Consider the following 13,456-nt stretch of genomic DNA (forward strand, 5'->3'; position numbering starts at 1 on the left):
GCTGCGGGCGTTTTTATCAATAGCGGAGACCCTCAGTGGGTACTTGTTCGAGTGACAGTCGTCGGCCGGTTTCGGTAACCGGCACCAACTTGGCAAGGTAACGCGCATTCTTCCGATGCCGTTGTCTCGCCTGAAAGAGCGAGAAGCGGCATCCCGCAGTGGCCCGTCCGGGCACCTGCTTTGAGCCCCTCTCATTTGACGCTGACCAGCACCTGATGCCAATCGGGATGCTACGGACACGCTTGCCTTTTACGGTGGGCGGGCCGAGCTGACCTTGCCTGTTTATCGGGTGCGGTGCAGCCGGTTGTACCTGGCTGGATGGATTTTCACAATTGCCAGTCAAGCTGGCAGGCAAGGGCCGTGTTCACAAGGACAGCCCGTCGTCAGGAGCACTATCCATGCAAGCAATCAACAACATCAACCTCAATTCCCTGGTCGATACCCTGGTCAGCCTCACCGCCGCGTTTATCCTCGGTGGCCTGATCGGTTTCGAACGCCAGTACCGCCAGCGCACGGCCGGCTTGCGCACCAATGTGTTGGTGGCGGTGGGCGCGGCGATCTTTGTGGACATGGCCAATCGGCTCGGTGGTGCAGAAGGCGCGGTACGCGTGGTGGCGTACGTGGTATCGGGCATCGGTTTTCTCGGTGCCGGTGTAATCATGCGCGAAGAAGGCAATGTGCGCGGGCTCAATACTGCTGCCACCCTCTGGGCCTCGGCAGCGGTGGGGGCGTGTGCGGGGGCCGACCTGATTCTCGAAGCGTTGCTGGGGACGCTGTTTGTGCTGGCGGCCAATACGCTGCTACGCCCGATCGTCAACAACATCAACCGCCAGCCATTGGACGTGGTATCGGCAGAGGTCACCAACATTCTTTATGTCATTGCCCGGCGTACCCAGCAGAAGGCGGTCCTGGCTTTGCTGGAGGCTGAGCTGGCGCGGTGCAACTATCCGGCCAGTGACGTAGACGTTCGGCCGTTTGGCACTGAAGAAGTGGAGATCGAGGCGACCCTTGCGGTCACCTCCGTGGACGGCGACGAGCTGGATGCGCTGGTGGCGCGTATCTCCACGTCGACCCTGGTGGTTCAGGCCTTCTGGAGCCCGAGTACTACCGACTAATCCCCTGGGGGCCGGCTTTGCCTTGGTAAAGCTGGCTATGCTTATGTGAGGAAAAGTCCTACATGTGTTCGGGATTATCCCTTCATCTGAAATGACATTCCGTTGTTAAGGTTGCGCGCTTGCGCCTGTTCAGGACCCAAGGTGCGGCTTTACGTGGTTGTCGTGTTTTTCAAATGGAGGGGCCCAACTGCCTGAGTTGTCACGCAGAGTAATCAGTACCGGTTGTCGGAACTGTTACTTTTCACAGGTAGATGGGACCCGCTTGATATGTAAGTGTTCCGATCCTCCTAGGGGAGTCATATGAGCAAAGCGTTAATTGTGGATGACCATCCGTTTATCCGTGCCACTGTCCGTTTTCTGCTGAAGCAAGAAGGCTTCGATACCCTATACGAAGCGGGCAATGGCGCCGATGCCATGCAGATCGCTCGCGAGGAGCGCCCGGATCTGATCATCCTCGACCTGGCAATGCCCAAGCTGGGTGGGTTGGAAGTGATCAGCCGGATCAAGGCCCTGGGCCTCCCTTGCAAAATCCTGGTATTGACCTCCTACCTGGCGGTGTTCTTTTCGACCCGTTGCATGCGCGCTGGCGCCATGGGGTTTGTCGCGAAGACCGGTGAGCTGGATGAGCTGCAAAAAGCCATCAAGGCTGTGATGTCCGGCTATAGCTGTTTTCCCAGCCTGCCGACCAGTTCGGTACGCCGAGACGATTTGCAGTCCAGCGAGCAGGAGCTGGTGGACGCGCTCTCGGACCGCGAGCTGACTGTGTTGCAAAAACTCGCCTTGGGCTTGGGCAACAAGGAGATCGCCGAGGACATGCTGCTCAGCCACAAGACCATCAGCACCTACAAGACACGCCTCAAGGAAAAGTTGCGCATGTCATCGATCGTGCATTTGTCCAAGTTCGCCCAGCGCAATCATCTGATCTGATCTGATATGACCACCCCCCGGCTGCTGAGATGGGGCCCGATCCTGCTGGTGGGGTTGTTGCCCATGATGGCGATGGCCCTGGACGACCCCCAGCATTTGCGTTTACTCGGACACTCCAGCCTTGATGGGGGCTCCGTGTCACTGGGCGAGGCTGACGGACGATGGTTGCGGGAGCGGCGCACCTTGTTGATGGGCGTGTCCGCTCCCGACTACGCGCCCTTCGACCTGAGCAACAATAACGACGAACTCGAGGGCATCACGGCCGACTATGCGGCGCTGATCGCCCAGGCCTTGAACATCACGGTCGACGTTCGTCGTTATGACACACGCGATGAAGTGATCGATGCACTCAAGCGGGGTGCCGTGGATTTTGTCGGCTCGGCCAATGGGTATGAGGCGGTCGACCCGCAGTTGGTGCTGTCGCGTTCCTATGCCAACGATCAGCCGACGTTGGTCACCCGTTCCAGCGACAGCCAGGCGCTGAGCGCCGACCTTGCCGGCAAGCGCGTAGCCATGCTGTATCACTACATGCAGCCCGATGCCGTGCAGGCCTTCTACCCCAAAGCCCATCTGCAATTGTTTGGTTCGACCTTCGAAGCCATCGGCGCCGTGGCGTTCGGCCAGGCGGACGTGTACCTCGGGGACGCCATCAGCAGCCGTTACCTGATCAACAAGAATCATCTGAACAACGTGCGCATGGCGGACTTTTCCTCCTTGGAGGTAAACCCCTTTGGCTTTGCTTTCAACCGTGACAACACACGGCTGCTGAACATTATCAACGCGGCATTGGCGGTGATTCCGGCCAACCAGCAAATGGAAATCCTGCGCCGATGGAGTGCCGGCGGCGGCTATCTGGAGGCTGACCGGCTGCGCTTGAGCACCAATGAACAGCGCTGGCTGGAGAAACACCCAAGGCTCAAGGTGGCGGTCCTCGACAAATTCGTCCCGCTGTCATTTTTCAACGAACAAGGGCAATTCGAAGGACTTAGCGCCGAGGTGTTGTCGCGGATCAGTCTGCGCACCGGCCTGAAGTTCGATGTGGTGCCAGGCAGTTCGCTGCTGCAACAAATTGACGACGTCAACACGGGCCGCGCAGACATGGTTGCGGTGATCACACCCAGTGTCGAACGGTCCGAGAAGATCCGTTTCACTCGGCCCTATCTGTCCAATCCGTACGTTTTGGTGGTGCGCGACGACGACAAGCAAACGGTTACCCTGGAAGACATGTCTGGCAAACGTCTTGCATTCATTGGAGGAAACAGCCTGGCTGCGCAGATAGCCCTGGATTATCCAGGCATTGCGTTTGTCGACGTCGAGAATCCGGAGCAGGCCATGGCGCAGGTTGCCACCGGGGGGGCCGATGCAACGGTGCTGTCGCTCATCAGCGCACGCTACATGGTCGCGCGGAACTACGGTGACCGCCTGCGGATCACCAGCACCGTCGGCACCGAACCGGCGCGTATCACCTTCGGCGTCAACCGTAGCCAGCTGGAGTTGTATTCGATTCTCGACAAGGCGCTGCTGAGTATCCCGCCTGAGGAGCTTGATGAGCTGACCAACCACTGGCGCAGTGAGGTCATCATCGAAGAAAGCTACTGGTTGCGTCATCGCGATGCGATCCTGCAAGGCTTCGGCCTGGCGGCGTTGTTGCTGCTGCTTGCCCTGGGCTGGGCGATGTATCTGCGCAACCTGATCCGCAAGCGTGTGCAGGCCGAGCGGGCGTTGAGCGACCAGATGCGTTTCATGAGCGTTTTGATCGACGGCACGCCTCATCCGATTTACGTGCGGGACCGCCAGGGGCGGCTGATGGCCTGCAACAACGCTTATCTCGATGTGTTCGGTTTCAAGCTGGAAGACGTGATCGGCAAGACCGTGGTGGAGACCGACACCGGTAACCTGCCGCAGGCCCGATCGTTCCATGAGGACTACTTGCGGTTGATGGCGTCGGGCGAGCCGCAGATCCACGACCGGATACTCAAGTTGCCCACCGGTGACGTGCTGACCATCTACCAGTGGATGCTGCCGTACCGTGATGGCGACGAGAAGGTGGTTGGTATGATCGCCGGCTGGGTGGATGTGAGTGAGCGCCAGCGGCTGTTGCGCCAGGTACAGGAAGCCAAGGAGGACGCCGACGCGGCCAACCGCGCCAAGACCACCTTCCTGGCAACCATGAGCCATGAGATACGCACGCCGATGAACGCGGTGATCGGCATGATCGAGCTGGCCCTGAAAAATGCCGAACAAGGCCGGGCAGACCGCGATGCGCTGGAAGTGGCCTCGGTCGCCTCGCGCGGTATGCTGGAGTTGATCGGCGATATTCTCGACATTGCGCGGATAGAATCCGATCACCTTTCCCTGACGCTGGAACCCACCCACCTGCACGAACAGTTGGCCTCGGTGGCGCGTGTGTTCGAGGGCCTGGCGCGGGCCAAGGGCCTGGTCTTGCAGGTGGAACTGGATCCACTGCTTGAGCGTGCGGTCATGGTCGACCCGCTGCGGTTCAAGCAGGTGGTGTCCAATCTGCTGAGCAATGCCATCAAGTTCACTGCCAAGGGCCAGGTGATGTTGGGGGCGACCGGCACGTTGGACGGCGAGCAGTTGACACTCAGGCTTTGGGTGCAGGACACGGGGATTGGCATCAGTGCACAGGACCAGCAGCGGTTGTTCAACCCGTTTATCCAGGGCAGCAACAACGAACAATCGGTACGCAGTGGCTCGGGCCTCGGGCTGGTGATCAGTCGCAGCCTGTGCAAAATGATGGGCGGGCAGTTGCACCTGAGCAGTGTGCTGGGGCAAGGCACGCGGGTTGATGTGCAGTTGGCGCTGGCCCTTACGACGGACTTGCCGGCACCGCTTGCTGTGCCGGAGTCGCACCTTCCACCGGCACGGGTATTGAACATCCTGGTGGTGGATGACTACCCGGCCAACCGTTTGTTGCTGGCGCGGCAATTGAGCTTCCTGGGGCACCGCATTACTGCTGCAGAAGAGGGGGTGCAAGGGCTTGAACGCTGGCAGGCGGGACACTTCGACTGTGTCATCACCGACTGCAACATGCCCCTGAAAAATGGTTACCAGCTCGCCCAGGACATTCGTGCCCAGGAACGTGAAAAAGGCTTGTCGCCTTGCCTGCTGCTGGGGTTTACCGCCAACGCCCAGCCCGAGGAAACCGAGCGCTGCCGTGCCGCGGGCATGGATGGCTGCCTGTTCAAACCCACAGGCCTGGATGACCTGCGCGCAGCCCTGGCCGCCTGCACGGTTGCAGAGGCCGAGCCTGCAGCCGGGTTTGATCTCGGTGCATTGATTGCATTGACGGGGGACGACCCTGCGGCCCTCAACGAGTTGCTCAAGCCACTGCTCGACAGCCTGGGCGCCGACCGCGCCCTGTTGCCAGTGCTGCAACGCAAGACTGACTTTGCCAAGCTGCATGACCTTGCCCATCGCATCAAGGGCGGCGCGCGGATGGTCAAGGCGCAGGGATTGATCACCTGTTGCGAAACCTTGGAGGCCACCTGCGAGCAGCAGGAACGCGAACGCCTGGGCGCCGTGGTCGATGAGTTGAGGGTGGCCCTCGATGAGTTGCATCACAGCCTGAGCCATTACTGCAATCAGGCGTGATCGTGGTTGAGGGGTATTGGGGAGTTTTGGGAGAACTCCTACATGAAGGGGGAACAAGCCTGATTTTGTCTGCGGGATATGTCTGGAAAATGGGCCTCGCTCACTGACGAGCACTGCCTGCCCAGGGGTTTGCCATGCCGAACAAAGCACTGACTATCCTGATTGCCGATGAACAGCATCTGCAACGCTTGTACATCGAGAAAATGCTCAACCAGTTGGGGTATCACCGGATCGTCCCGGTGCAAACGTTCGACGAAGTCCAGATTCTGACGGCCATCCCTGCCGAGCCCTTTGATGTGCTCATCATCAACGCGGGGCTCGCCGCCCATACCTGCGGGCCGCAACCCCAGGTTCGCCATGTGCTGGTCTACGATCACCTCGACCTGGCGGCACCGGCCGGTGCAACGCCGGCCGTACTTGTGCGGCTGCCCGGCGTGCCGGACAACATCAACCTCGAACATTTCATGGATATCATCGACCCGCCGCAGGCCAATACGGGCCTGCGGGTGTTGCCGTGGCTGCGGGAGTTGTCCCGCCAGCCGGTGGCCGGGGCCTAGTCCCACTTTGGCGCGATGCCCTTGGGGCTGGTCAGGCGGTGGCCACGTTCCAGGCCGGCGATCTGCGCCATGTCGGCGGCGCTCAAGGTCAGTTGCAACGCCTTGAGGTTGCTCTCCAGGTTGGCCCGTTGGGTCGACGACGGGATCACTGCATAGCCCAACTGCATCGCCCAGGCCAGGGTGACCTGCGCCGGGGTGGCTTGATGGCGTTCGGCGATCTGCTGGATCACCGGGTCTTTCAGCACTTCGCCGTAGGCCAGGGTCATGTAGGAGGTAATCTGGATGCCGTTGGCTGTGGCGAAATCCACCACTTTCCGGTTTTGCAGGTAGGGGTGCAGTTCGACCTGGTTGGTGGCGATATTCTCGGCACCCACGGCGGCGATCGCTTGTTTCATCAGGTCGATGGTGAAGTTGGAAATGCCGATTTCACGGGTCAGGCCCAGACGCTTGGCTTCCAGCAATTGCCCCATGAACTCGGCCACGGGCACTTGGTCCTCAGGCGACGGCCAGTGGATCAGGGTCAGGTCAAGGTAATCGGTCTGCAGTTTGCGCAAGCTTTCCTTGAGGCTGGGGATCAACTGGCCTTCGGCGAAGTTGGCGATCCAGATCTTGCTGGTGAGGAACAGCTCGCTGCGTGGGATGCCGCTGTTGGCAATGGCCTGGCCGACATCGGCTTCGTTTTCATAGATCTGCGCGGTGTCGATGACGCGGTAGCCCAGTTCCAGGCCGGTGATCACCGAGTCGATGACCACTTGGCCTTGCAGGCGAAAGGTACCAAGGCCAAAGGCGGGAACTGCGTGCTTAGGGGTAGACATCGGTAACTCCTGGAGGGGTGTGAACAATGGAGTCGAGTATCCGCCCGTCGTTCCTTCGGAAAAACCGCCGAACCCGAAAAGGACTCTTTACTGCAAATCACGAATGGCCAGTGTTCTCTCTGAACATCCACATGACCGTTCATCAGCTTTGTCAGGTCGGCGTTGTCGGCTTCACTTGCCAGCCACCGCTGCTGCGCGGTATTCCAGAACACTCTCCCTTCACCCTGGATATGCCATGACCCAACACCTCACCGAATACGCCGATGCCAGCCCCGAAGTGCGCGCGGTCTACGACGACATCATGCAAACGCGCAAGGTCGAGCAGGTGAACAACTTCTGGAAATGCCTGGCCGCGCACCCGCCGACCTTGCGCCGCACCTGGGAAAGCCTCAAGGAGATCATGGCGCCGGGCGCACTCGACCCGCTGACCAAGGAGTTGCTCTATGTGGCCGTGAGCGTGACCAACAACTGCCCGTACTGCATTGCGTCCCACACCGCTGCTGCGCGCAAGGCCGGCATGACCGATGAGATGTTTGGCGAGTTGCAGGCGGTGGTCGGCATGGCCAACGAAACCAACCGCCTGGCCACCGGCTACCGCGTGCCGGTGGACGAGGCGTTCAAGTTGCCGTGAGGCCACTCAGCGGTCGAACCACCCCAACAATACCGTGACGTTATCGCGCCCGGCGTACTCGCGGGTGAGATTGACCAGCCGACGGCACGCGGTGTCCAGCGTGTCGCGCCGGGCAACGGCGAGGACCTGGAGCATTTCCTGGTGCGGCACGCAGCCGTGCAGGCCGTCACTGCACAGCATCAACAGGTCGCCGGGCTGCACCGGGTGTACGCGCACCTGGGGTTCGACCCGGGGGCCGGGGCCGATGGCTTGCAGCAACAGGTTGCGCGCCGGCAGCCGGTCCACTTTGCCGGCTTCGAGGGCTTGTTGGTACCAGGTCTGGTCGCGGGTCAGCAGGCTCAGTTCGCCCTCGCGGTAGCGGTACAGGCGGCTGTCGCCCACGTGGAACACCAGTAATGGCCCGGCCAACTGCGGGCGCCACACGCCGGTGAGGGTGGTGCCCATGCCGCTGCCTTCGCTCATGTGGCGGGCCACATTTTGCTGGTAGACGCACTGGTTCACCTGGTCGATGGCGTTGTGCAATAGGCTGGCGGCTTGCATCTGCGGGTCGGACCAGGTGGCGTCAGGGTCGAGGCCATCGTGGGCCGGGTCGACGCTGTGAACCTTGAGGGCCTCGCGCAGGCTGATCAACGCTTCGGCGCTGGCCAGGGCGCCGGCCTCGTGGCCACCCATGCCGTCGGCCACGGCGAGCAGGCCCAGGGCGGGCTCCACCAGAAAGTTGTCTTCGTTACTCTGGCGCACCGAACCGACATCACTGACCCCATAGGCAACCGCCGCGGCCAGTTGATGAGGCCCGCAGGCGCTGAGTGGGGTATCGGTCATGGGAGAGACTCGAAGCTGGTGAGGAATGCCAGGCGCTGGGCCTCGCTCTCAATGTGCTCGGCCAACAGTTGCAGGAACGGTTGGCGCAAGGAAGTGGCCCGCGCGGCGCGGCTGACCACAATGCGGGCGATGGGGCCAATCAGCACGGCCAGGCGCTTTTCGGCCATCTGCGAGAAGGCCGGGTCAAGGGGCGCGGGCACTGTTTCGGTGGTGCGGGTGACCTCGGTGGGCGGCTCGATCGCCGTGGGTTCACGGGGTGGCTCCACAGGCGCGGTCGGCGGGTTCAGGCGCAGGAACAGCGACTGGCTGGCACTGGCGAACTGTTCCCGGCCACGCTCGGAAGGGATGTGGGGCAGCAGTGCCGCGCAGATGGCGTCGAAGTCATCTGCACCGTTGAGGCTCTTGCGCACCAGGAAGCGTGCCAGCGGCCCGATCTGGTGGGACAGCAGCGACTCCAGTTCCGGCATCACCGCAAGCTTCCAGGGCGTCAGGGTTTCCACCGCTTCAGTGATTGCCGCCGTGCCGGTTGGCAGTGGAGTAACACCACTGCTCAGGGGCTGGTTGGGGCGGATCAAGACGGTGCGGTCATCGTCGATTTCGGCGTTGGTCCAGGTGCCGGTCGCCGTGCCCAGCAGGGCTTCCAGGTCGTCGAGAAACGCCTGGGCCGAGGGGTAGCGCTCGGCCGGACGTTTGGCCAGGGCGCGCACGATGACGGCATCCAGCGCCGGGTCCAGCGCCAGGTTGAGGCTCGACGGTGCCACGGGCGTCTGGTTGAGGATCTGCTGCATGACCATGGTGGCGGAGCCCGAGAACGGCCGCTCGCCCGTGAGCAATTGGTACAGCACGATCCCGGCGGAAAACACATCGGAGCGGCCGTCGATCAACTCACCGCAGAACTGCTCCGGCGACATGTAGCTGGGCGTGCCGATCATCGAACCGGTTTGGGTGAGGGTAGAAGAGTCCAGGCGAGCGACGCCGAAGTCGGTGACCTTGACCTGGCCATCGGCGGTGATCAGCAGGTTGGCCGGCTTGATGTCGCGGTGCACCACGCCTTTGGAGTGGGCGTATTCCAGGGCAGACAACAGTTGGAGCATCCAGCCGAGGCTGTGGCTCAGGTCGCGGGGCGTCTGGGCGGCGAGCAAGGTGTTGAGCGGCGTGCCCTCGACAAACTCCATGGCGATGTACGCCGAGCCTTCATCCTCGCCATAGTCGTACACGCCGACAATATTGGGGTGCATCAGGCGGCCGGCCGCTTGGGCCTCATTCTTGAAACGGCTGACCAGCTCGGCGTGCTGGCTGTCGCCGAACAGTTCCTTGCGGATGGTCTTGAGCGCCACGGTACGCGCGATGTTCGGGTCGAACGCCTTGTACACCGTGCCCATGGCACCTTTGCCGAGTACGCTGTCGATGCGGTACTTGCCAAGTTGTTCAAGCATGATCGCGAACCTATTCCTCAAGCATCTTCATGGCACTGACCAGGCTGGTGCGCATGCGGCCAAATGACTGGCCCAGGCGTGCCAATTCGTCGCTGCCGCTGACGTCCATGGGTGGCACGTCGGTTTCACCCAGGCTGACCCGGTCGGCCAGCGCCGACATCTGCCGCAGGCGACGGGTGACAAACAGGTGCACCGCCACGTTCAAGGCCACGAACAGCACGGCAAAAATCCCCAGCATCGACAGCATGTAGCTGTGCAGCAGGCTCCTGGCCCGTTGCAGCGGCAGGTCCAGTGGCACGGTGACCAGTTGTGCGCCGATGGTGTCGTTGAGCTTCCAGCCAAAGCCGTTGCTCGCGCCGTAGATGTCGACCATGGTTTTCGGCGCCGCCTCGGGTGTGCTGTGGCACGCCAGGCAAGCCCCGTCCTTGATCTGGATCGGCCGCGCGATGTACAGCGCGGCGCCTTTGTCGTCGGTGCGTTCGCCCACCATCTCGTCTGTCTGCGGCTGGCTGCGCAGGCTGTTGATCAGGGTTTTTTCCCAGTCATTGGCTAGGTCGCGTGGGTTGGTGGGGTTGAGGGTGGCTTCCTTGTAGGCGTAGTCCGGGTAGGACTTGAGCAGCTCCTGCAGGTGCGAAATGGCGGCGAAGTCCGGCACCGACTGCGGCAGGAACTGGAACTTCAGGCGGTTCTCCAGCAGCGGCACGATCTGCTCGGCGGTGTAGGTGCTGGCGGCCGAGGCCGAGCGCATCAGCATGCGTGCAGTCTCCAGGGTTTCCCGGCGCGCGCTCTGCTGCAGCATGTAGTTCGTGGAGAGGCTGGTGGCGATAAAACCGACGATGAACACCGCCAGGAACACCACGTTGAATTTGACCGCGAGCGACAGTTTCATAAGGACCTTCAGGTACAGGCGTGGTGAGGATCAGTGCGCATTCTTGCGGCGCTCCAGGCGCAGCAGTTCCAGCTCCCACTCCAGCACGCCGCCGCGGTTGACCTTCACCGCCTGGCGGAACGCCGGGTCGTTCAGGCGCGGGGCAAAGCGGCTGGCGAGCATCTGCTGGCTGAGGTTCAGCGGGCTGACCACCCAGGGCGCGATGTCGTCATAGGTGACGTCGCGCTCTTTTTTCGGCTCAGCCGCCTTGGGAACCTTTTTGCCGAGGGGCACCAATGGGTCGAGGAACTGGGGCGGCAAGGCGTCGATAAACGCCTGTTCGGGGCGCGGCACACTCCTGAGCGGCCCGTCGCCGTCGCGCTGGGCAAAGTCTTCGTGGCCCAGGGTGACGCTGCGGTCGGCCTTGCCACGGTTGTCGAGCTGGTTGACCACTTGGCTGCCGTCCTCGACGAACATCTCGGTCTGGTGCTTGCCTACATGGATCACGCTGGCGCTGCCGGTGAGGTTGAACGCCAGCCCTCCGGTGGTGACTGCCAGGTTCCCGTGGCTATTGCCCGCGACGGGTTGCAGCTTCAACCAGCCATTGAGCAGGTTGATCTGCGCGGCATTGCTGTTGGTCGCAATGAGGATGCGCGTGTCGGGCCCGAGTGCCAGGGTCGCTGCGGCGAACCCTTCTATCTGTATGCCGGCGGCGCCGGTTTGCAGGATGTCGCCACCTTGCAGGCGGGTGCCGGGGCCGACGGTATACAGCGCAGTGGCGCGGATCAGCTTCAGCGGTTTTTCCGCGTAGGCGATCACGGCAATGCTGGCCGGCGCCGCGTGTGCCAGCGCAAGGGGCAGCAGGCTGGTGAGGAGTAGGGCAATCGAAAGTTTCTTCACGTTGGCGCCATCTATCGAACACTTGGGGTCAGGCACCGATGCTGTGGGTACAGCCGGTGTTCATGCGTGCGCAAGGCATCGCAGGGCCGAAGGCTACCGGCTGGAAGGGCGAAGGAAGAAGACAATTATCTGCATGGAAATCGCTGATTTCGATTAAGCGAAATCATGGAATAAAGCGTCGGGGGAGGGTGTTCTTTTGATGGTTTCCCGTGATTCGAACGCTGTTCAAGAAGCGGCGACACGCCTGCGTTTTCCAACTGCTTGGCCCTCTGCCCGGAGCCCCTATGTCCACTAAATGCATGAACGCGTTTTCATCCACCAAGACCTTTCTGCAACAGAACTTCATGACGGCCAAGCGTATTCCTTCCGGGTTGGTTGCCGGCCTGAATGTGTTTGACGTCAACGATCACAAAGCCGGTGGCTTTCGCCTGGCGACCCTGGATAAACCGGGGGAGTACGGCAAGGTCGAGCGGCCGCTGATGGGGCACTGGGTGCCCCAGGGCAGTTTCTGTGACATTCCTGCCAACCCTGGCGCGACCGGCTACGTGTTCACGCCGGATTTCAGCGGTTGTTCGATCTTGATCGACCACATCGACGACACCACCTACCGGGTGTTCCATGTGCAGGGCGGCAGCGATTACCTGAACAAGGAGTACCTGAGCCGTTTTGATGGGCATGGCCTGGGTTTCGCCACCGCAATGACGTTCGATGATTATGGCGAGGATGCCTACCCACGAAGCTTTGCCTTCATGAAGTTCGAAGAGGGCCGCTGGTGGATTTACTTCCAGCGCCAGAACGGCGTGGGGCTGAACTTTGCGTACGGCAAGTTCCAGATGAATGGGGCGCAAACCGTGCGCGGCGGGGGGCGGATACCGGTGCCGAACCTCAAGCGTGAATCGCCGCGACATGGCGTGGTGCACAGCGGCAAGCCGTTGCCGATGCCCGCCAGCCAACGTGCGGAGCTGAAGGTGGAGGTCTGGTAGGCGAGGCGTTTTCGCCGGGTCTGGAAAAAATCGGGAATAAATACTTCAGGTCGGTTGTTCATCCTGCAGACGCTGACAACCCGCCGCGATCGACTACTGATGGATCCCAAAAATGATTGACCAGACCCTTCTCGACCCTTCTTCCGGCAGACGAACAATGAGCAACACCGACCCCGACGTTGTAGCGCGCCGCAATCGCCTGGCGTTGATGGCACTGCAGGTGATTGGCCTGGTGGTGCTGGTGCTCTGTGCGATTGACGCACAGCGTGCCCAGGCCCAGGACCTCCCGGAATCGGCCGCGGGGGCAGCGAAACATGTGCTGATGACCGTGCAGGCCACGGGTGTGCAGATCTACACCTGCACCAAGGACAGCAACGGTCAGTTGAGCTGGCAGTTTCGCGAGCCGCTGGCCACGTTGATGATCAACGGCAAGACCGTCGGCCGGCATTTCGCCGGGCCGACCTGGCAGCTGGATGACCGCAGTGCGGTAGTGGGCAAGGTGCTTGCCCAGGCCCCGGGGGCCGGCCCCAAGGACATCCCGCTGTTGCGCCTGGGGGTGGTCGACCATCAGGGCGAAGGTGGGCTGGCGCAGGTGGTTGCCGTGGAGCGCTTGCATACGTTGGGCGGTGTGTTCAGTGGCAGCTGCGAGCAAGCCGGTGAACTGCACGTGGAACCCTACAGCGCCGACTACCGCTTCCTCGGCCAATAGCTTCACCCCGAACCGCTCGGTTCGGTACTGACAACCCCTTATCTGGATTCACGCTTTGCGCCGATCCCATTCGGCGTG

The 13,456-nt window shown here is 61.7% G+C and carries 12 protein-coding genes; 7 read left to right on the plus strand and 5 right to left on the minus strand.

Annotated elements, in window-relative coordinates; genetic code table 11:
* The first annotated feature begins 398 nt into the window (after positions 1–398).
* From ACVWVP_RS23040 to ACVWVP_RS23055, 4 genes are all read left to right on the plus strand, one after another.
* Positions 399–1,115 carry an MgtC/SapB family protein gene (locus tag ACVWVP_RS23040; RefSeq protein WP_176997577.1) on the plus strand — a complete coding sequence of 239 codons (717 nt, stop codon included), beginning with the start codon at positions 399–401 and terminating at the stop codon, positions 1,113–1,115.
* A gap of 300 nt (positions 1,116–1,415) precedes the next feature.
* A complete protein-coding gene (locus ACVWVP_RS23045; RefSeq protein ID WP_178924027.1) occupies positions 1,416–2,042 on the plus strand; it encodes a response regulator transcription factor in 627 nt (208 codons plus the stop codon).
* A 6-nt stretch (positions 2,043–2,048) separates the two neighbouring features.
* Positions 2,049–5,657: a transporter substrate-binding domain-containing protein gene (locus tag ACVWVP_RS23050; RefSeq protein WP_457408213.1), complete on the plus strand. Its 3,609-nt coding sequence runs from the start codon at positions 2,049–2,051 to the stop codon at positions 5,655–5,657.
* A gap of 134 nt (positions 5,658–5,791) precedes the next feature.
* A complete protein-coding gene (locus ACVWVP_RS23055; protein WP_178924029.1) occupies positions 5,792–6,214 on the plus strand; it encodes an ANTAR domain-containing protein in 423 nt (140 codons plus the stop codon).
* On the opposite strand, the gene dkgB is transcribed toward ACVWVP_RS23055, so the two are convergent.
* Positions 6,211–7,029 carry a 2,5-didehydrogluconate reductase DkgB gene (gene dkgB / locus ACVWVP_RS23060; RefSeq protein ID WP_457408215.1) on the minus strand — a complete coding sequence of 273 codons (819 nt, stop codon included), beginning with the start codon at positions 7,027–7,029 and terminating at the stop codon, positions 6,211–6,213. The genes ACVWVP_RS23055 and dkgB overlap by 4 nt on opposite strands.
* Before the next feature lie 235 nt (positions 7,030–7,264).
* Between dkgB and ACVWVP_RS23065 the strand changes: the two genes are divergently transcribed.
* Entirely contained in the window at positions 7,265–7,660 is a 396-nt protein-coding gene (locus tag ACVWVP_RS23065; protein ID WP_178924032.1) for a carboxymuconolactone decarboxylase family protein, read from the plus strand.
* A gap of 6 nt (positions 7,661–7,666) precedes the next feature.
* Here ACVWVP_RS23065 and ACVWVP_RS23070 read toward each other — a convergent pair whose 3' ends face one another.
* From ACVWVP_RS23070 to ACVWVP_RS23085, 4 genes are read right to left on the minus strand one after another with little or no spacing between them, the layout of a single operon-like run.
* Complete coding sequence (locus ACVWVP_RS23070; RefSeq protein WP_178924034.1) at positions 7,667–8,482, minus strand: PP2C family protein-serine/threonine phosphatase; 816 nt, start codon at positions 8,480–8,482, stop codon at positions 7,667–7,669.
* A complete protein-coding gene (locus ACVWVP_RS23075; RefSeq protein WP_457408218.1) occupies positions 8,479–9,918 on the minus strand; it encodes a serine/threonine-protein kinase in 1,440 nt (479 codons plus the stop codon). The genes ACVWVP_RS23070 and ACVWVP_RS23075 overlap by 4 nt, the downstream gene beginning before the upstream one ends.
* 10 nt (positions 9,919–9,928) lie before the next feature.
* Positions 9,929–10,807: a c-type heme family protein gene (locus tag ACVWVP_RS23080; protein ID WP_178924038.1), complete on the minus strand. Its 879-nt coding sequence runs from the start codon at positions 10,805–10,807 to the stop codon at positions 9,929–9,931.
* A 30-nt stretch (positions 10,808–10,837) separates the two neighbouring features.
* Positions 10,838–11,686 carry a hypothetical protein gene (locus tag ACVWVP_RS23085; protein WP_178924040.1) on the minus strand — a complete coding sequence of 283 codons (849 nt, stop codon included), beginning with the start codon at positions 11,684–11,686 and terminating at the stop codon, positions 10,838–10,840.
* A gap of 284 nt (positions 11,687–11,970) precedes the next feature.
* Here ACVWVP_RS23085 and ACVWVP_RS23090 point away from each other — a divergent pair, with 284 nt between their 5' ends.
* Together ACVWVP_RS23090 and ACVWVP_RS23095 are read left to right on the plus strand one after the other, a co-directional pair.
* Complete coding sequence (locus ACVWVP_RS23090) at positions 11,971–12,669, plus strand: hypothetical protein (protein ID WP_457408221.1); 699 nt, start codon at positions 11,971–11,973, stop codon at positions 12,667–12,669.
* A gap of 112 nt (positions 12,670–12,781) precedes the next feature.
* Positions 12,782–13,378 carry a DUF3455 domain-containing protein gene (locus ACVWVP_RS23095; RefSeq protein WP_259174464.1) on the plus strand — a complete coding sequence of 199 codons (597 nt, stop codon included), beginning with the start codon at positions 12,782–12,784 and terminating at the stop codon, positions 13,376–13,378.
* Positions 13,379–13,456 lie beyond the last annotated feature (78 nt).

The sequence above is a fragment of the Pseudomonas sp. TE24901 genome, from assembly GCF_054058375.1.

Bases quoted from the DNA above. Each gene is read 5' to 3' on its own strand.
- ACVWVP_RS23040 (WP_176997577.1), top strand. From the start codon at position 399: ATGCAAGCAATCAACAACATCAACCTCAATTCCCTGGTCGATACCCTG.
- ACVWVP_RS23045 (WP_178924027.1), top strand. From the start codon at position 1,416: ATGAGCAAAGCGTTAATTGTGGATGACCATCCGTTTATCCGTGCCACT.
- ACVWVP_RS23050 (WP_457408213.1), top strand. From the start codon at position 2,049: ATGACCACCCCCCGGCTGCTGAGATGGGGCCCGATCCTGCTGGTGGGG.
- ACVWVP_RS23055 (WP_178924029.1), top strand. From the start codon at position 5,792: ATGCCGAACAAAGCACTGACTATCCTGATTGCCGATGAACAGCATCTG.
- dkgB (WP_457408215.1), bottom strand. From the start codon at position 7,029: ATGTCTACCCCTAAGCACGCAGTTCCCGCCTTTGGCCTTGGTACCTTT.
- ACVWVP_RS23065 (WP_178924032.1), top strand. From the start codon at position 7,265: ATGACCCAACACCTCACCGAATACGCCGATGCCAGCCCCGAAGTGCGC.
- ACVWVP_RS23070 (WP_178924034.1), bottom strand. From the start codon at position 8,482: ATGACCGATACCCCACTCAGCGCCTGCGGGCCTCATCAACTGGCCGCG.
- ACVWVP_RS23075 (WP_457408218.1), bottom strand. From the start codon at position 9,918: ATGCTTGAACAACTTGGCAAGTACCGCATCGACAGCGTACTCGGCAAA.
- ACVWVP_RS23080 (WP_178924038.1), bottom strand. From the start codon at position 10,807: ATGAAACTGTCGCTCGCGGTCAAATTCAACGTGGTGTTCCTGGCGGTG.
- ACVWVP_RS23090 (WP_457408221.1), top strand. From the start codon at position 11,971: ATGTCCACTAAATGCATGAACGCGTTTTCATCCACCAAGACCTTTCTG.
- ACVWVP_RS23095 (WP_259174464.1), top strand. From the start codon at position 12,782: ATGATTGACCAGACCCTTCTCGACCCTTCTTCCGGCAGACGAACAATG.